At 71.5% G+C, this 16721-nt stretch carries 15 protein-coding genes; 1 reads left to right on the top strand and 14 read right to left on the bottom strand.

Going from position 1 to position 16721, the window contains the following annotated elements:
• Nucleotides 1-54: 54 nt before the first annotated feature.
• From FB559_RS44315 to FB559_RS37445, 5 genes are all read right to left on the bottom strand, one after another.
• Nucleotides 55-561, bottom strand: coding sequence for an RDD family protein (locus FB559_RS44315; RefSeq protein WP_185792661.1), 507 nt, complete (start codon nucleotides 559-561; stop codon nucleotides 55-57).
• 503 nt (nucleotides 562-1064) lie between these two features.
• Nucleotides 1065-3554, bottom strand: coding sequence for a glycoside hydrolase family 3 C-terminal domain-containing protein (locus FB559_RS37460; protein WP_141962356.1), 2490 nt, complete (start codon nucleotides 3552-3554; stop codon nucleotides 1065-1067).
• Nucleotides 3551-5092 carry a carboxylesterase/lipase family protein gene (locus FB559_RS37455; RefSeq protein WP_141962355.1) on the bottom strand — a complete coding sequence of 514 codons (1542 nt, stop codon included), beginning with the start codon at nucleotides 5090-5092 and terminating at the stop codon, nucleotides 3551-3553. The genes FB559_RS37460 and FB559_RS37455 overlap by 4 nt, the downstream gene beginning before the upstream one ends.
• Nucleotides 5093-5252: 160 nt before the next feature.
• Nucleotides 5253-5969, bottom strand: a complete 717-nt coding sequence (locus FB559_RS37450; protein WP_141962354.1) for an SDR family oxidoreductase — start codon at nucleotides 5967-5969, stop codon at nucleotides 5253-5255.
• 209 nt (nucleotides 5970-6178) lie between these two features.
• Nucleotides 6179-7063: a LysR family transcriptional regulator gene (locus tag FB559_RS37445; RefSeq protein ID WP_141962353.1), complete on the bottom strand. Its 885-nt coding sequence runs from the start codon at nucleotides 7061-7063 to the stop codon at nucleotides 6179-6181.
• 161 nt (nucleotides 7064-7224) lie between these two features.
• On the opposite strand from FB559_RS37445, the gene FB559_RS37440 reads away from it, so the two are divergent.
• Nucleotides 7225-8094, top strand: coding sequence for a DUF427 domain-containing protein (locus tag FB559_RS37440; protein WP_141962352.1), 870 nt, complete (start codon nucleotides 7225-7227; stop codon nucleotides 8092-8094).
• 31 nt (nucleotides 8095-8125) lie between these two features.
• Here the strand turns inward: FB559_RS37440 and FB559_RS37435 are convergent, their stop codons facing one another.
• From FB559_RS37435 to FB559_RS37395, 9 genes are read right to left on the bottom strand one after another with little or no spacing between them, the layout of a single operon-like run.
• A complete protein-coding gene (locus tag FB559_RS37435; protein ID WP_342781041.1) occupies nucleotides 8126-8575 on the bottom strand; it encodes a MaoC family dehydratase in 450 nt (149 codons plus the stop codon).
• 2 nt (nucleotides 8576-8577) lie between these two features.
• Complete coding sequence (locus tag FB559_RS37430) at nucleotides 8578-10056, bottom strand: acyl-CoA synthetase (RefSeq protein ID WP_141962350.1); 1479 nt, start codon at nucleotides 10054-10056, stop codon at nucleotides 8578-8580.
• A 13-nt stretch (nucleotides 10057-10069) separates the two neighbouring features.
• The gene (locus tag FB559_RS37425) at nucleotides 10070-10963 is read right to left on the bottom strand and encodes an amidohydrolase family protein (RefSeq protein WP_141962349.1); all 894 of its coding nucleotides are present in this window, start codon (nucleotides 10961-10963) and stop codon (nucleotides 10070-10072) included.
• A gap of 1 nt (nucleotide 10964) precedes the next feature.
• The gene (locus FB559_RS37420) at nucleotides 10965-11876 is read right to left on the bottom strand and encodes an SDR family NAD(P)-dependent oxidoreductase (RefSeq protein WP_141962348.1); all 912 of its coding nucleotides are present in this window, start codon (nucleotides 11874-11876) and stop codon (nucleotides 10965-10967) included.
• A gap of 37 nt (nucleotides 11877-11913) precedes the next feature.
• Nucleotides 11914-12963, bottom strand: a complete 1050-nt coding sequence (locus FB559_RS37415) for a branched-chain amino acid ABC transporter permease (protein ID WP_246122745.1) — start codon at nucleotides 12961-12963, stop codon at nucleotides 11914-11916.
• Nucleotides 12960-13823 carry a branched-chain amino acid ABC transporter permease gene (locus tag FB559_RS37410; protein ID WP_141962347.1) on the bottom strand — a complete coding sequence of 288 codons (864 nt, stop codon included), beginning with the start codon at nucleotides 13821-13823 and terminating at the stop codon, nucleotides 12960-12962. The genes FB559_RS37415 and FB559_RS37410 overlap by 4 nt, the downstream gene beginning before the upstream one ends.
• A complete protein-coding gene (locus tag FB559_RS37405; protein ID WP_246122743.1) occupies nucleotides 13820-14551 on the bottom strand; it encodes an ABC transporter ATP-binding protein in 732 nt (243 codons plus the stop codon). Before FB559_RS37405 ends, FB559_RS37410 begins: the two co-directional genes overlap by 4 nt.
• The gene (locus tag FB559_RS37400; protein WP_246122741.1) at nucleotides 14548-15339 is read right to left on the bottom strand and encodes an ABC transporter ATP-binding protein; all 792 of its coding nucleotides are present in this window, start codon (nucleotides 15337-15339) and stop codon (nucleotides 14548-14550) included. The genes FB559_RS37405 and FB559_RS37400 overlap by 4 nt, the downstream gene beginning before the upstream one ends.
• Nucleotides 15336-16514 carry an ABC transporter substrate-binding protein gene (locus FB559_RS37395; protein WP_221640625.1) on the bottom strand — a complete coding sequence of 393 codons (1179 nt, stop codon included), beginning with the start codon at nucleotides 16512-16514 and terminating at the stop codon, nucleotides 15336-15338. The genes FB559_RS37400 and FB559_RS37395 overlap by 4 nt, the downstream gene beginning before the upstream one ends.
• Nucleotides 16515-16721: the final 207 nt, after the last annotated feature.

The raw sequence follows: 16721 nt of genomic DNA, 5'->3' as shown, positions 1-16721 counted from the left end.
GATCGTACGACCCCGACCCGCGTGACCTGCATGCCGGTGGCTTCCGCGGCCCGTCTAGACCTTGACGACGATCGTGTCGGCGACCTTGTCATGGAGGCATTGGCGGTGCGGTTTGTCCCAGAGCAGCCACAGGGAGTCGAGCAGGCTGAAGAAACCGCCTATGCCGGGAACCTGAGGGACGAGCGCGTAGATCGCGGCTCGTTTCACGGCGGCGAACATGCTCAGCGGCGCCCGGTCGGGAAGCGCGACGACCTTGATGCTCATCGCGCGCTTGCCGATCGTCTGGCCCCACTTGGCGTGCTGAAAGCCGTCGTAGACAAAGGCGATGGTCCCGCCGACCAACCCCACGAGGAGGCTGATTCCCATGAGCCTCAGCTCGGCGCTCATCAAGCGGTCCATGGCGACCGGATCCCCGGGATCGTCCGGGAGGATGCTCCTGATCTTGTTGAAGTACCAGTCGAAGAACCAGATCCACAGCGGTGACATGATCACCGCGAGGACGAGGCCGTCGATGAGCCGGGCGACGAGGCGTTGCCACGCCTCGGCGAGGCTCGGGTCCATCGGCGGCCGGCCATAGGCGTTCGGTGGCTGCCATCCTCCGCCGGGCGCGGGATGCGGCGGACCGTACGGGCCTGGTCGCGGCGCTCCGTACGGGCCTGGCGGCGGCGCGCCGTAAGGCTGACCGTACGGCTGCGGGTAGGGCGGGGGCGGCGGCGGAATGGGCTGCTCCGGCGGTGCCGGTGAGGGGCCGGCCGGTGATGCGAAAGGCGTATCCTCAGACGACTCTTGTGACATGTTCCACCCGTGTCTCCCCGCGCCGCTCAAAAGACTGAACGGTCGACAAATGCCGTGATCTCCCCGGGCCATTATGGGCCACTACGGATACCGGCAACGTGCCGATCGACCGATTCGCTCGCCCGCTCCGCCTTTCGGCTTTCATGAGGACGCGTTGAACGGAAATGCCACGGGAAGCCAGGGTCGGCCAATGGCCCACAGCGGGCACCGGCGAGCTCGAAACCGCGACCGCTCTTCCCCTCCGCGGTGCCGTGCGGGGCGGCACCGGGTCAGCGCGCGACGGTGAAGCGGCCGGTGGCGCGGATGTCGCGGGAGGAGCTCCCCACGGCGACCTTGTAGGTGCCCGGCCGTACGCGCCAGGCGCCGTCCCAGGTCGACAGCGACCGCGAGGTCAGCCGGAACGTGACCGTCGCGGTCCGGCCGGGGGACAGGCGCACCTTCTGGAAGCCCTTGAGCTGGTCCGGCGGCTCGCCCGCGGAGGCGGGCAGGCCGAGGTACAGCTGGACGACCTCGGTCCCGTCCCGACGCCCGATGTTGGTGACGCGCACGCGTACGGTGTCCCGGCTCACCTTCAGGCCGCCGTAGCGGAAGGTGGTGTACGACAGGCCGTGGCCGAACGGGAACATCGGTTTCTCGCCCTTCGCGTCGTACCAGCGGTAGCCGACGAGCACGCCCTCGTCGTAGTGCACGGTCACGCCGTCACCCGGATACTCGGCCGGGGTCTTGGCGGGCCCCTGCCGCTCGTCGGCGGGGAAGGTCATCGGCAGTTTGCCGGCCGGGTCGACGTCGCCGAACAGCACCGAGGCGATCGCGTTCCCGTCCTCCTGGCCCGGATACCAGGCCTCGAGGACACCGGCCACGCGACCGGCCCACGGCATCAGCACGGGGCCGCTGGTGTTGAGCACGACGATCGTGTGGGGGTTCGCGGCGGCCACCGCCTGGATCAGCCGGTCCTGGTCGCCGGGAAGCGCCAGCGTCGTACGGTCGCTGCCCTCGCTGGTCACGTCGTTGACGAAGACCACCGCGGCGTCGGATCTCCTGGCCGCGGCGACGGCGTCGCCCGTGAGGCCCGGGTCCGGCGCGGCCCAGCCCAGGTGCAGCGCGGGGCCGGTGAGCGCGGCGGCGGAGGCGTACTCCACGGAGATCGGTACGGCCTGCCCGGCGGTGAGGTCGACCACGGCGTGGGAGACGCCGGAGAACTCCTGGTGATTCGTCGCCACCTTGTGGCCGCCGACGTACAGGCTCGCGTCACCGGCGCCGTCCAGGGAGAACCGGTACGCGCCGGTCGCGGGCGGCGTGAAGGTCGCGGTCCACCGCGCCGACCAGGAGGCCGGCAGGCCGGCGGGCGCCGCGGTGAGGTCCACGCTCGGCTCGGTCCGGGTGATGGTGGCGGGCCCGCTGAGATCCGGGCCGCTGTAGTAGCTCGCCGTGAAGCCGGAGCCGAGCGTGCCTCCGGACAGCACCGGCAGCGGCTTGGTGCCGAGGGTGCCGCGCGCGTACGTCACCTTCACCTTCGAGCCGGCTCGCGCGGTGATGCCGCCGATCGGCGTGCTCACCGCGCCGGTCGGGGTGACGGCGGCCGATCCGCCCATGCCGATCTGCGCGTTCTGGCCGGCGTCGTCGCCGATGACGGCCAGCGACCGGACGTTCAGGGGCAGGACGCCGCGTTCGTTCTTGAGCAGGACGGTGCCCTGCGCGGCCAGGTCGCGCGCCAGGTCACGGTGGGCCTGCGTGCCGGCCGTGGTGTCCCTGCCGCCCGTCGGCGGATGGTCGAACAGCCCGATGCGGAACATCGACGTCAGGATCCGCCGGACCTTGTCGTCGAGCGTCGCCATCGTGACCTGGCCGGCGAGGACCGCGGCCTTGAGCGCGGTGCCGTAGTACTCCGGGCCGAGCAGTGTGCCGCCGGGCATCTCCAGGTCCAGCCCGGCGTTGGCGGAGCCGACCGTGCTGTGCGTGGCACCCCAGTCCGACATGACCAGGCCGTCGAAGCCGAGGTCGGTCTTGAGCGTGCCGAGCGTCGAGGGGTTCTCGCAGGCGTACGTGCCGTTGACACGCGGATAGGAGCACATCACGGCGCCCGCCCCGCCCTCGCGCACCGCGGCCTCGAAGCCGGGGAGGTAGATCTCGCGCAGCGCCCGCTCGGAGACCCTCACGTCGATGCCGCTGCGGAACAGCTCCTGGTTGTTGGCGGCGTAGTGCTTCGGCGTCGCGATGACGTGACGGCTCTGGGTGCCCGCGGTCTCGGCCGCGGCGATCCGGCCGGTCAGGTACGGGTCCTCGCCGAACGTCTCGGCCGCGCGTCCCCACTTCGGCGTGCGCAGGATGTTGATCGTCGGTGCCAGGGCGATGTTGTGCCCCTTGGCGGACTGCTCCTCGCCGTAGGCGGTGCCGTACCGGCGCATCAGGCCGGTGTCCCAGGTGGCCGCGCCGTTCACCGCGGCCGGGAACGCGGTGACGCCGGTACTGCCGTTGCCGACGCCGTTCGGGCCGTCGGACAGGTACAGGCCGGGAATGCCGAGCCGGGTGTTGGCCGGGACGTGACCGGCGTAGCCGGTGTTGAAGGCGAACCCGTCGCCATGCACCATCGTGATCTTCTCGTCCAGGGTCATCTGGGCCAGCAGCCGCTCCGCGCGGGTCCGCGGGCTCTGCGCGGTGTCCATCCAGGGACGCGCGGGTGCGGCGACGGCGTGTACCTGACCCGCCAGGCTCACGAGCGCGACGGCGACGGCCAGCGCTCCGAAGGCCGGTCCTCTCATCGGTTCACCTCTCTCCAGAACGCGCACTTGTGGAAGCCGTCGAAGCCGCCGGAGATCGCGTTGCCGTGCGTACTGAGGCTCAGCACCCGCTGCGTCGCGTCATAGCGAGGCATCGGCGGCAGCCCCGCGACGACCGGCCTTCCCGTGCGGACGAACGTCGTCCAGTACCCGATCATCTGGTCCGACAGCTCGCGCTGGGCGGGATCGAGCGGTGACGGATGGCCGAAGTGCAGGAAGAGGTACTGCAGTTCGTTCACGTGGGTGGCGCCGAACGGGAAGTCCGTGTGCAGGTCGCGCAGCGACTCGAACGGCGGCGAGGTCTCGTCGGCGAACTCGTAGGTGTAGGCGGGGGAGTGGCGCCGTACGAGCGCGTTGACGTCGAGTACGGGGCACGACATCAGCTGGTCGGTCTCGACCGCCGACAGCGCCAGGCCGGGCGAGGGATAGGCGCTCAGCGGGTAACGCGCCAGGATCCGGCCGGCGGCGTCACCGTAGGAGTTCCGCAGTGCCACCGGGTACTGCTCGGCCGTCAGGGGATGCCCGCCCGCGTCGTAGGCGCCGAAGACGAAGAGACGGCCCTCGTCGTGGTTGGCGCCGTTGACCAGCGGCACGCGGTTGTAGCGGCCGGACGCGAACGCGTCCGCCGGCTGGACCGGCAGGACGGGGCCGCCGGCGACCGGGCCGAAGGAGAACCCGCCCTGCGCGGTCAGGATCTCCTGAGCCGGCCTGCCGCGCAGGCAGGCGGCGTCCGCGCACCCCAGTGACCGCGCGAACGCGATGCCCGCCTGGTCGGCGTCCGTACGCGCACGTGCGGCGCAGTCGCCGTAGGAGCCGCTCTCGATGATGGCGCCGCGGAACAGGCCACGTGCGGCGGGCGAGGCCAGCTGGTCGCAGACCGACTGGCCGCCCGCCGACTCGCCGGCGATGGTGACCTTGGCCGGGTCGCCGCCGAAGCGCGCGATGTTCCGCTGGACCCAGCGCAGCGCGGCCTGCTGGTCCATCAGGCCGTAGTTCCCCGAGCCGGCGCCGAGCGCCGGGTGGGCGAGGAAGCCCATCGCGCCGAGCCGGTAGTTCACGGTAACCGCGATGACGTCGCCTTTGCGGGCGAACTCGGTGGGCACGACGTCGTTGCCGGCGCCCCCGGTGAAACCGCCACCGTGGATCCACACCATGACCGGTAGCCCGTGCGGCGCGGGCCGGGGCCGGTAGACGTTCAGGTAGAGGCAGTCCTCGGTCAGCTTCGGTGTCTCGTAGCCGGGGTCCCAGGACGCGCCCTGGACACAGCCGTCGCCGAAGGAGGTCGCGGCGCGTACGCCGGACCATGCCGCGTGCGGCCGCGGTGGCCGCCAGCGCAACGCCCCCACCGGGGGCGCCGCGTACGGGATGCCGAGGAACTCCCGCGCGGACCTCCCGCCGACCAGGCCCGACTCCGTACGTACCGTCGCCCCGGCCGAGGCGGCGGCGTGGATCGCCGGGGACGTCATCGCCAGGCCTAACGCGATGACGACGCCCTGAACGGCAAGGCGGCGGGGCCTCATGGTCGTCTCCTCGTCACGACCGGCCGCGGTGGAGCCGGCCGGTGAACGGCAACCCGAACGGAGTTCGGGTTTTGCCCCATGAACGCGCTTCCGTGCCTTCGCGTCAAGGGGTGAGGAGGAGATGCGCCGGCGCCGATTGTGGCCAGGTCGCGCCGGAGGGTCAGACGAGAGGTTCGCCGCCGTCTATGGGCAGGGAGACGCCGGTCATGAATGTGTTGGTGAGCGCGAAGAGAACGGCCTCGCCGATGTCCTGCGCGATTCCGATTCGGCGCGCGGGGTTGCGCGCGACCCGGTCGGCGAACATTTCTTGTTTCTTCTCGTCGCCGAGGCCGTCCCAGGCGCCGGTGTCGATGGTGCCGGGAGAGATGGCGTTGACGCGGATCGGCGCCAGCTCCACGGCGAGAGAGCGGGTGAGGACGTCGACCGCGCCGTTGGTGATGGCGACGCCGAGGGCGCCGACGGCCGGCTTGAGCGCGGAGGAACCGGAGAAGAGGACGAACGACCCGTGCTGCGGCATCCGGGCCGCGAAGTGCTTGGCGAGCATGATCGGGCCGATGACCTTGGTGTTGAGGGACCGCAGCAGGGGCTCCTGGGTCAGGTCGGCGACGCGTCCGCGGGCCCGCGCCGAGGCGGTGGAGACCACGTGGTCGACCTGGCCGAGGCGTTCGGCCAGTGAGGCGACGGAGGGTTCGTCGGTGAGATCGACCGTCTCGGCGCTGATGTCGGGGTCGTCGTAGGCGGCGTCCAGGGCGTCGCGGTCGCGGCCGGCGACGACGACGCGCGCGCCGGCGTCGCGCACGGCCAGTGTGACCGCACGCGCGATTCCGCCTCCGCGGCCGACCACGAGCACGGTTTGGTCGCGCAATATCGCTGACATGGGAGTTCTCCTTTGGCTCATCGCAATCGAGCCTAAAGGCGCCCATCTGGCGCGGCGGCCGCCGCGACATGAGATTTCCGGTGGAGAAGGCGAGATTTCGCGAATACCGCGATTGGGGAAGACGGCCGCCAATGGCCGGCGGATCGGCGCCCGGGAAATTCGCGCGCCTTTCCCTGCGGACCCGGCCGAGCGTGCTTTTCGAAAAGCGGTCAAGCCGTGGACGGGGGAAGGCCGCCCCGGCGCAGGTCGGCGACGAACCGCCGGGCGAGCCCGTCGCCGGGGGCGGCGACGATCGCGATCACGTCGCGATGGACACGTGGCTCCAGCGGGCGGACGACGCCGGTCGGCCGGGCAAGGAGAGCCGACGCCGGCACGACGGTCACGCCCATTCCGGCCCCTGCGAGCTGGGCCGCGGTCCGCGGGCTGCGCGTCCGGAGTACGGGGGTGAGCGCGACCTGGTGTGCGGCGGCGAGCCGGTCGACCCACATCGCCAGGCCGTTGCCGGGGTCGTAGTGCACGAACGGCTCGGCCGCGAGCTGCGGGACGGTGACCGAGGACCGGTCCGCGAAGGGATGGTGATCGGCGGCCACCACGACCATCTCCTCCTGTCCCAGCACGTCGACGTGGGCGGAGACGCTGGTCGGCCGCGGACCCACGACGAGGTCCACGGCGCCCGCCACCAGCTCGGCCACCATCCGGTCCGAGCTGGTGAACTCCTTCAGGTCCAGATGCACGCCGGGACGGTGCGTGCGCCATCGGCGCAGGACCGGCACGAGCAGCCAGGCGGTCATCGTCTCGGCACAGGCGATCCGTAGCCGCCCGGCGCGCCCGGCACCGACGTCGCGGCCGATCTGGACGGTCTGGGCCGCGGCGTGCAGCGCGACGCGCGCCTCGCCTGCCGCGGCGCGGCCCGCGGCCGTGACCCGGACACCGCGCGACAGCCGCTCCACGACCGGCGTGTCGAGCTCGCGCTCCAGAGCGGCGATCTGGTGGGAGAGCGCGGGCTGGGACATGTGCAGCTGGGCCGCCGCCTTGGTCACCGATCCGGTGTCGACCAAGGCCACGAGGCACTCGAGCGCCCGGAGGGTGGCCATTCGCAAAACCTATCAATAGTCCCCAAAGGTTTCATGTCCCGAACGCTGATCGTCCGTTGTGAGGGGATTAGCCTCGCTGATATGGGCTCCGCAGGACACGAGAGCCCGACCCCCACCGCTCTGACCAGCACGTTCCTGACCGGCGTGCGGAGAGGAAAACCATGGGTCTGTCCTGGCAGCAGGGTCCGATCTCCCCGCGCTCCATCGGACGGTTTCTCACCCCCGAACCGCTGCCCCAGCGCCTGCTGTTCGCCGAGCCCCTACGGCGCCGGATGCAGGTGAGGTTCGGCGGTCAGTGGATCGCCGACAGCGAAGACGTCCTCCTGCTGCACGAACCCGGCCGCTATCCGGTGGCCTACTTCCCGCTGGGCGACATCGCGCCCGGCGTGCTGGAGTCCACCGAGCACGTCACCGAGCACAAGGATCTGGGCAAGACCGCCTGGTACGCGGTCCGTGCCGGTGCGGACCTCGCGCAGCGCGGGGCCTGGCGGCACACCGACCTGCCCGGCCACGCGGGCGAGCTCGGCGAACGGGTCGCCTTCGCCTGGCGCGCGATGGAGGCGTTCTACGAGGAGGACGAGAGGATCTTCGGCCACGCCGCCGACAACTACCACCGCATCGACATCCGCGCGACGTCGCGCCGGCTGGTGGTCTACTCGGCCGACCGGATCGTCGCCGACACGAGAAGCCCCGTCGCGCTCTACGAGTCCGGGTTCGCGCCCCGCTGGTACGTCCCCCGCGCCGACGTCGACGAGTCCGCGCTCACCCCGGCCAAGGGTCAGACCTTCTGTCCCTACAAGGGGGTGTGCGACTACTACGACATCGGCGACTCGGGCCGTGCGGCGTGGTCGTACCCGAATGCCTACCCCGAGTCCGCGCGCGTCTCGGGGATGGTGTCCTTCGAGCCGGACCGGATCTCGGTGCTGCTCGACGGCGAGCGGCTCAAGCTCGCACCGGGCCAGACCGTGATCCCGCACGGCGTCGACCGGGGTCTGGACGTGGAGGAGATCCACGGGAGGCCGCGATCGTAGGGGGCTCTCAGCCCGGGAGGGCCGGCGGCGGTCACCGGTAGAACCTCAGGACGCTCTCCAGGACGCACGCGGGCTTGGCGGAGCCGTCGATCTCGATCGTGCCGTCCAGCGTGACCTGCACGCCGTCGCCCTGGACCGGCCGCACCTCGGTGATCCTGGCGCCGAGACGGATCCGGGCACCGGCCGGTACGGGCGCGGGGAAGCGCACCTTGTTGAGCCCGTAGTTGACCTTGGTCGTGACGCCGGTGACGTCCAGCAGGGAGCTGAAGAGCGGGATGAACAGCGCCAGGGTCAGGTACCCGTGCGCGATGGTGCCGCCGAACGGACCCTGCCGGGCCTTCTCGGCGTCGACGTGGATCCACTGGTGGTCGTCGGTGGCGTCGGCGAAGGTGTTGATCCGGTGCTGGGCGACGGTCAGCCAGCCGCCCGGACCGAGGTCCTTGCCGATCAGTTCGGGGAGGTCGTCGATATGAACGTTCACGGTCACTCCGTTCCGTAGAGATCACGCAGCCGGGCCTTAAGGATCTTGCCGGTCGCGTTGCGGGGGATCTCGGTGGCGAAGACCACTGATGTGGGGAGCTTGTACTTGGCGATGCGGCCGGCGAGGGAGCCGAGCAGGCGTTCGGCGGTCAGCCCCGAACCCTCGCGGGGGACCACGATGGCGCGGCCGGTCTCGCCCCATCGGTCGTGCGGTACGCCGATGACGGCGCACTCCAGGACGTCGGGATCGGAGAGGAGGGCGTTCTCGACCTCGGCGGGGTAGATGTTCTCCCCACCGGAGATGATCACGTCCTTGATCCGGTCCACGATGTAGGCGTAGCCGTCGGTGTCGAGGCGGGCGGCGTCGCCGGTGTGGAACCAGCCGTCGGTGAAGGACCGGGCGGTCTCCTCCGGCAGGCCCCAGTAGCCGGGCATCACGTGCGGTCCCTTCACGACGACCTCGCCGGGCTGGCCGGGCTGCACCTCGGCCAGCCCGGGCCCGACCACCTTCACGTCGCTGAAGAAGTGCGGGACACCGGCCGAGCCGGCCTTGGTCACCGCGTGCGCGGCGTCCAGGAACAGCGTGCCGGGTGCGGCCTCGGTCATCCCGTACCCCTGCAGGAACGTCAGGCCGCGCGCCTGGTAGGTCGCGATGAGCGAGGGCGGAACGGGTGCGCCGCCGCAGGTCAGCAGGCGCAGCGAGGACAGGTCCGCGGCCTCCCACCGTGCCGCGCGCGCCACGGCCTGGAACATCGCCGGTACGCCGAACATGAAGGTGATCCGGTGCCGCTCGACCAGGTCGAGTGTCGCATCGGGGTCGAAGCCGGTCGTTAAGACGCACGTGCCGCCCTTGAGCAGCACCGGCAGCGTGAGCATGTTGAGCCCGGCGGTGTGGAACAGCGGCGCGGACACCAGGGCCACCTCGTCCGCGATCAGATCGTGGTCTATCAGGACGTTGACGGCGTTCCAGGTGATGTTGCCATGGGTGAGCATCGCCCCCTTGGGGCGCCCCGTCGTCCCGGACGTGTACATGATCATGCAGGGGTCGTCGAGCTCGACGGGCACGTCCACCGGCTCGGAGACCGGCAGCCGCTCGAGCTCCTCCAGCCCGATCGTGGCCCGTACCGGCAGGCCGCCGACCACGGCGGCATGGGTCGGGGCGTACACGAGCACCGAGGCGCCCGAGTCGGTGAGCTGGTAGGCGATCTCCGGCCCGGTCAGCCGGGCGTTGAGCGGGACGAACACGCCGCCGAGCATCCCGGTGGCGAACAGCGTCTGCAGGAACGACGGATGGTTGAAGCCGAGATAGGCGACCCGGTCACCCGGGCCGGTGCCCAGCTCGCGCAGCGCGCGGGCCAGGTCGGCGACGCGGTCGCGCAGCCCGGCGTACGTGAGCGGCGTGCCGTCGTGGACGAGGGCGATGTCGTTCGGGGTCTTGCGCGCTCGCCGTACCGGCCACGAGCCGAGCCCTTGGTTGCGCATCGAGTACCCCGTCTCAGGAGGCCGGCCGGGCGGTGTCGGCGACCAGCCCGAGCAGGCGGGCCGCGTTGTCCTTGAGGATCTTCGGGCGGACCTCGTCCTTCATCGGCAGCGCGGCGAAGTCGGCCAGCCAGCGGTCCGGGCTGATGACCGGGTAGTCCGAGCCGAACAGCACCTTGTCCTGGAGCAGGCTGTTGGCGTACTTGACGAGCTGGGGCGGAAAGTACTTCGGCGACCAGCCCGACAGGTCGATGTGGACGCCTCGCTTGTGGGTCGCGACGCTCAGCGCGGCGTCCTGCCACGGAAAGGACGGGTGCGCGAGGATGATCTTCATGTCGGGGAAGTCGACGGCGACGTCGTCCACGCGCATCGGATCGGAGTACTTCAGCCGGATGCCCCCGCCGCCGGGCAGGCCCGCGCCGATCCCGGTCTGCCCGGTGTGGAACAGCGCGATCGCGCCGAGCTCCTCGATCGCCTCGTACAACCCGTAGGCGAGCCGGTCGTCGGGGAAGAAGCCCTGGATGCTGGGGTGGAACTTGAACCCCTTCACGCCGTACTGCTCGACCAGCCGGCGCGCCTGCCGTACCCCGGCCCTGCCCTTGAACGGGTCGATCGAGGCGAAGGGGATCAGGACGTCGGGGTTGGCCGCGGCCGCTTCGGCGACCTCCTCGTTGGGCACCGGCGCGTTGCCGGTGGCGTGCTCGGCGTCCACGGTGAACACCACGGCGGCCATCTTGCGTTCGCGGTAGTAGGCCGCCATCTCCTGGAGGGTCGGCCTGCGCGCCGCGCTGTCGATCTTGAAGTACGCGCTGGACGCCTCGTGCAGGGCATCGTCGAGGGAGGTGCCGCCGCGTGAGGACACCTCCGCGTGCGTGTGCACGTCGATGGCGGTCAGCCCGGCCAGGTCCATCTCAGGCCTCCGGGATCGCCGGAGCCGGAATGCCGACGGTCTCCGGTTCGCGGCCGAGCGACGAGGGCCACGCGGCCGCGATGGCGTCCGGCGTCCATCCGCCGTCGGCGTAGGCGACCGTCACCTCACGCGGATGGGACCACAGGGCGAGCTTGTCCCCGCCGATCCCGATGCACTGGCCGGTGATCTCCCGCGCGGCGTCCGAGGCCAGGAACGGCACCAGCGCCGCGCAGTCCTCGGCCGACCCGAACCCCTCGCCCTTGCGCAGGAAGTCGGGGAAGTCCGCGCCGTCCCGGTGGGCCTGGACGTAGGGGGAGAAGGCCGGGATGGTCTCGGTCATCGCGGTGGCGGCGACCGGGATGACGGCGTTCACGGTCACCCGCGACCGCGCCAGCTCCATCGACCAGGTGCGGACCATCGCCGCGATCCCGGCCTTGGCGGCCGCGTAGTTGGTCTGGCCGAAGTTGCCGCGCTGCCCGGCGGGGGACCCGACGAGGATCAGCGAGCCGCCCTCGCCCTGCTCGCGCATCCGCACCGCCGCGGCACGCGCGCACGTGAACGTCCCGCGCAGGTGCACGCCGACCACCGCGTCGAAGTCCTCGTCGGTCATCTTCCACAGGACCCGGTCGCGCAGGATGCCGGCGTTGGTGACCATGACGTCGAGCCGTCCGTAGCTCTCGACGGCACGCGCGACCAGCCGGGCGGCGGTCTCGGCGGTACCGACCGGTCCGGGCTCGGCCGCCGCCGCGCCGCCGGCCGCGCGGATCGCCTCCACCGTCTCCCCGGCCGCCGCGCCCTCGACGTCGTTGACGACGACGGAGGCGCCGGCGCGCGTCAGCGCCATGGCGTAGGCACGGCCCAGGCCACGTCCGCTGCCGGTCACGACGGCGACCCTGCCGGTCAGATCGATCATTCGCTGTGGTTCCTCTCGAGTGGGGGCGAAGGAGCCGTCATGAGGGCGTGCCGGCCAGATCGTGCGGCGACGGCACGGAGGAGTCGCCGGGCGGAGGCCGGCGGCGTGCGGCACGGCGTTCCCACCAGGCGGCGACGCTGGGCGCCAGCCCGCGGGGGAGGAAGAGCACCGAGAGGATGAGAAGCGCTCCGTAGACCGCGTACGAGAGCACGGTGGGGGCCGCGGCGGGCATCCCGTCCATCGTCCCGACGTTGTTGAGCAGCTGGATGAGCAGCGTGATCGCGGTGGCGCCCGCCAGCGCGCCCCAGACCGTGCCCGCGCCGCCCACCGCGACCATCACCACGTACTCGAAGGACTGCAGGACCGGGAAGGACCCCGGCGCGACGTAGCCGATGTAGAAGGCGTAGATGCCGCCGGCCAGTCCCGCGTATCCCGCCGACAGGCTGAACACCGCCTGCTTGTACGCCGGCACCGGCACACCCGAGGAGGCGGCGGCGACCTCGCTGGTGGCCAGTGCGCGCAGGCCGCGTCCCGGCCGTGAGGCCACCACGTTGCGGGTGATCAGGGCCACCAGCGCCAGCGCGCCGAGGGCGAGGTAGGCGTAGGACGCGTCGCCGGCGAACTCGTACCCGGCGATCTCCAGCCGTGGCACGCCCTGGAGGCCGATGTCGCCGCCGGCCCACTCCTGCCGGCCGGCCAGGCTCAGCAGGATGAGCTGGATGGCCAGCGTGGCGAAGGCCAGCTGGTGTCCCCGCAGCCGCAGCAGGGGGACGCCGACCAGCGCCGCGATCCCGGCGGCGGCCACGGGGGCGGCCAGCAGGCCGAGCCACGTGGGCATGCCGTGCGTGGCGATGAGCGCCGCCGTGTACGCGCCGATCAGGTAGAACGACCCCTGCCCGAGGGAGACCTGACCGGCGTAGCCCATGAGCATGGACAGGCCGGTGACGACCGTCGCCGCGAGCAGCAGGAGGACGTACACCGAGACCTGGGACCCCTGCAGGAGCACGGGGGCGAGCACCGCCGCCACGGCCACGACGACGGCCGTGACGAGGCCCGCCGACGGCCGCGCGGCCAAGGACCTTTTCACCGGGCGGCCTCCTCCTGGAGCGTGGTCCGGCGTGAGGCCCGCCAGACCATGATCGTCAGCATCAGTGCGAGCGCGACGACGGTCTGGTACGAGGCCTCGTAGTAGCCGGCGACCATGGCCTCGGCGACGCCGAGCGTCAGTGCGCCGGCCAGCGCGACACCTGGCCGGGTGAGCCCGCCGAGCACGGCCGCGGCGAACCCGTTGGTGATCAGCAGGACGTCGCTGTTGTAGGAGATGGGCTGCAGTGGGGTGAGCAGCACGCCCGCCGCGCCGCCGAGCACGCCGCCGAGCGCGAAGGCGATCAGTCCCATCCGGGTGACGTCGATGCCGACGGCACGTGCCGCGTACGGGTTGGACGCGCACGCGCTCAGCGCCTTGCCCAGGTAGGTGCGGCCGAAGAACACCGCCAGCAGCGCGAACACCACGGCGGCGACGACGATGACCAGGAACGACTGCCGCTGGATACGGGCGCCCGCGATCGTCACGGCACCGCCGAGGCCCGCGAACGAGTGCGGGTTGTCGTCCCACACCATGATCTCGATCGCGTACGCCAGGAAGCCCAGGCCGAGCGTGACGATGAGCGCGGACAGCGGGCTTGTGCCGGGTCTTCCGGTCGCGATCAAGCCGACCAGGAGGCCGGTCAGGCCCGCGACGGCGACCGCGGCGAGTTCGGCGACGCCGTGCGGCAGCCCCGCCGACAGCAGCGAACCCGCGGTCAGCCCCGCGACCACGGCGAACATGCCCTGCGCGAAGTTCACCACCTGGGTCACCCGGTGGATCACCACCAGGCCGCTGGCCAGCAGGGCGAAACCGCAGCCGACCGCGATCCCGGACAGCAGGTACTCCAGGAAGGCGCTCATGGACGGCTCCGATCGATGTCCTCGGCCGTCCCGGCCGCCGGGCCGGTGCCGGCACCGAGGTAGGCGGCGGCCACGTCCGCGCTCCCGGCCAGCTCCGCCGCGCTGCCCTCGGCCCGGATCCGCCCCGCCTCGAGCACGTATCCCCGTTCGCACAGGTCGAGCGCGAGCCGGGCGTTCTGCTCGATCAGCAGCACCGCCACGCCCCGCGCGGCGTTGATCTCACGCAGGTGCCCGGCGAGGTCCGCGGTGACCATGGGGGCCAGCCCGAGCGACAGCTCGTCCACGACGATCACGTCCGGCTCGGCCATCAGCGCCCGCCCGAACGCGACCATCTGCTGTTCGCCTCCCGAGAGCGTGCCGGCCCGGCGGTCGCGCAGGCCGGCGAGCCGGGGCAGCACCTCGTACACACGGGCGGTGTCGCGGGCTCCGGCCGTGCGGCGCCGCCGCCAGGCGCCGAGCACGAGGTTGTCCTCGACGCTGAGGTCGCCGAACATCTGCCGGCCCTCGGGCACCAGCGCCGCGCGGCCGCGCAGCCGGGCATGGCCCGACGCCGGTGTCACGATGCCGGCGATGGCGTTGACGAGGGAGGACTTGCCGGCGCCGTTCGGCCCGATCAGGGCGACCAGCTCGCCCGCGGCGACCGTCAGGCCGACCCGGTCCAGGGCGGTCGCGGCACCGTAGCGGACCACGAGGTCCGTCACTTCGATCAGGGGTTCGGGCTCGCTCACCCAGCGGCCTCCGCTCCGAGATAGGCGGCGATGACCGCCTCGTCGCCGCGGATCTCCTCCGGAGTCCCCTCGGCGATGTTCCGGCCGAGGTCGAGCACGCTGATCCGGTCGGCGAGCCGGCCGACGAAGGCCATGTCGTGCTCGACGAGCATCATCGTCAGGCCCTCCGCGCGCAGGTCCTCGATGAGCCGGGCGAGCGTCTCGCGTTCGGTGGCGCGCAGCCCTGAGGCGGGTTCGTCGAGCAGCAGGAGCCGCGGCCGGGCACACAGCGCACGGGCCAGTTGCAGGGCGCGCTGCTGGCCCAGGGGGAGGATGTCGGCGGCGCGGTCCGCCCAGCCGGCCAGGCCGACCCGGTCCAGCGCGGCCAGGGCGTCGGCCCTGATCGCGGCCTCCTCCCGCCGGTGCCGGGGCAGGCGCAGGGCGCCGGACAGGAAACCGTGCCGGGTACGGGCGTGCGCGCCGACCATGACGTTCTCCAGGGCGGTCATGCCGCGGAACAGCCGCGAGCCCTGGAAGACGATCGCGATGCCCAGCCGGGCACGTACGTGCGGGGCGAGGTGGTCCAGGCTCCGCCGGTCGCCGTCCACGCCGTACCGCACCGCGCCGCGCTCCGGCGTGAGGTGGCCGCTGATGAGGTTGAAGAGGGTGGACTTGCCCGCGCCGTTCGGGCCGATGACGGCGCGGGTCTCGCCCTCGGCCACGGTCAGGCTGACGTCGCGCAGGGCGTAAACGCCGCCGAACGACCGGCTGACCGACTCGACGGTGAGCACGGTGCCCACCGTGCTCACCCGGCCGCCCGTGCGGTCTCGGCGATCCTCGTGCGCGACCAGTCCGTGGGGACGAGCTTCCCGTCCTTGACGCGGTTCATCGAGATGTCGGTCGGACGCAGCCCCGAGTGGTCCGTGGCCGAGTAGGTGTACTTGCCGCACGGCGTGACGAGGGTCAGCGTCTCCAGCGCGTCGCGGATCTTCTTCCGGTCGGTGCCGCCGGCCTTCTGGATCGCCGCGGTCAGCAGCTTGACGCCCGAGTAGCCGTCCTGGGCGAACTGCGGCGGCTCGTACCCGTACTTCTGGATGAACGGCTGGGACATCTGCTGGATCGCCTGCTTGAGCCTGCCGTCCGGCAGGTACGCGCCGACCACGCCGATGGCGCTCTGCACGTAGACGCCCTCACCGGCCTTGCCGACCGGGGCGAGCCACAGCTTGCTGGCCTGCGAGGCGGTCATGTACAGCGGGATGCCGAGGCCGGCGGTCGGGAACTGCTTGGCGAGCGTGACGCCGGGCGCGCCGCTCGCCCAGGCGACCATGGCCTGCGCACCGGAGCCGCGTACGTGCGTGAACACCGGGCTGAAGTCGGTCGCGGTCGTCTCGTACGGCTCGGACCGTACGAGCTGCACGCCGTACTTCGGCGCCAGCCGCTGCATCCCGGCGAAACCGGCCTTGGAGTAGGCGCTCTTGGTGTCGTAGGCGACCGCGATCCTGGTGATGTCGTGCGCCTGGAAGTACTGCAGCATCGCCTCGGCGTAGGTCGAGGAGATCGCCGGCACGACGAAGGTGTACTTCCGCACCGGCTTGACCTGCTCGTCGGCCGGCGCCAGCGAGATGTAGGGGATCTTCTCGCGCTCGGCGAGCGGCTCTACGGCCAGGCCGACGTTGGAGAACGTCGAGCCGAGGATCGCGGTGACCTTCTCGGACCTGAGCTTGTTGAAGTGCAGGACGCCCTGGTCGGGGGCGGTCCGGTCGTCAAGGGTGATCAGTTTGAGCTTGCGGCCCGCGATGCCACCGGCCGTGTTGACCTGCTCGACCGCCAGGTCGACGGTCTTCTTCGCCTCGCCGCCGAGCGGCGCGTAGTTGCCGGTGAGGGACTCGATGAAGCCGATCTTGATGGTCGAGTCTCCGCTGGAGCCGTTGCACGCGGTGGCGGTCAGCGCGACCGCGGCGAAGAGTGAGATGAGCCGGCGCACAGGAGGCCTCCTGGAGGGGGCGGTGTCTGGACATGGCCGCCGGCCGACACGGACGCCCCCTGACCCGGACCCTGAAACGCGTGCCCGGCGCCGCCCGAGCTGCCGTCGCATCGGAAGACAGCTCGAAGTTAGGCTGATTGGTAACGACAGTCAATAATTTGCCCATATTTGCCTGGCCCGTCCGTTGGGGCGGCCGCCGGGCGTCAC

The sequence above is a fragment of the Actinoallomurus bryophytorum genome (assembly GCF_006716425.1).
In the GTDB taxonomy this organism is placed as follows: domain Bacteria; phylum Actinomycetota; class Actinomycetes; order Streptosporangiales; family Streptosporangiaceae; genus Actinoallomurus; species Actinoallomurus bryophytorum.
The sequence above is the reverse complement of the archived record's forward strand: the minus strand, read 5'-3'. Positions and strand labels throughout refer to the sequence as shown.

Coding starts and splice junctions, on each gene's coding strand:
- FB559_RS44315 (WP_185792661.1), bottom strand. CDS start 561: ATGGACCCGAGCCTCGCCGAGGCGTGGCAACGCCTCGTCGCCCGGCTC.
- FB559_RS37460 (WP_141962356.1), bottom strand. CDS start 3,554: ATGAGAGGACCGGCCTTCGGAGCGCTGGCCGTCGCCGTCGCGCTCGTG.
- FB559_RS37455 (WP_141962355.1), bottom strand. CDS start 5,092: ATGAGGCCCCGCCGCCTTGCCGTTCAGGGCGTCGTCATCGCGTTAGGC.
- FB559_RS37450 (WP_141962354.1), bottom strand. CDS start 5,969: ATGTCAGCGATATTGCGCGACCAAACCGTGCTCGTGGTCGGCCGCGGA.
- FB559_RS37445 (WP_141962353.1), bottom strand. CDS start 7,063: ATGGCCACCCTCCGGGCGCTCGAGTGCCTCGTGGCCTTGGTCGACACC.
- FB559_RS37440 (WP_141962352.1), top strand. CDS start 7,225: ATGGGTCTGTCCTGGCAGCAGGGTCCGATCTCCCCGCGCTCCATCGGA.
- FB559_RS37430 (WP_141962350.1), bottom strand. CDS start 10,056: ATGCGCAACCAAGGGCTCGGCTCGTGGCCGGTACGGCGAGCGCGCAAG.
- FB559_RS37425 (WP_141962349.1), bottom strand. CDS start 10,963: ATGGACCTGGCCGGGCTGACCGCCATCGACGTGCACACGCACGCGGAG.
- FB559_RS37420 (WP_141962348.1), bottom strand. CDS start 11,876: ATGATCGATCTGACCGGCAGGGTCGCCGTCGTGACCGGCAGCGGACGT.
- FB559_RS37410 (WP_141962347.1), bottom strand. CDS start 13,823: ATGAGCGCCTTCCTGGAGTACCTGCTGTCCGGGATCGCGGTCGGCTGC.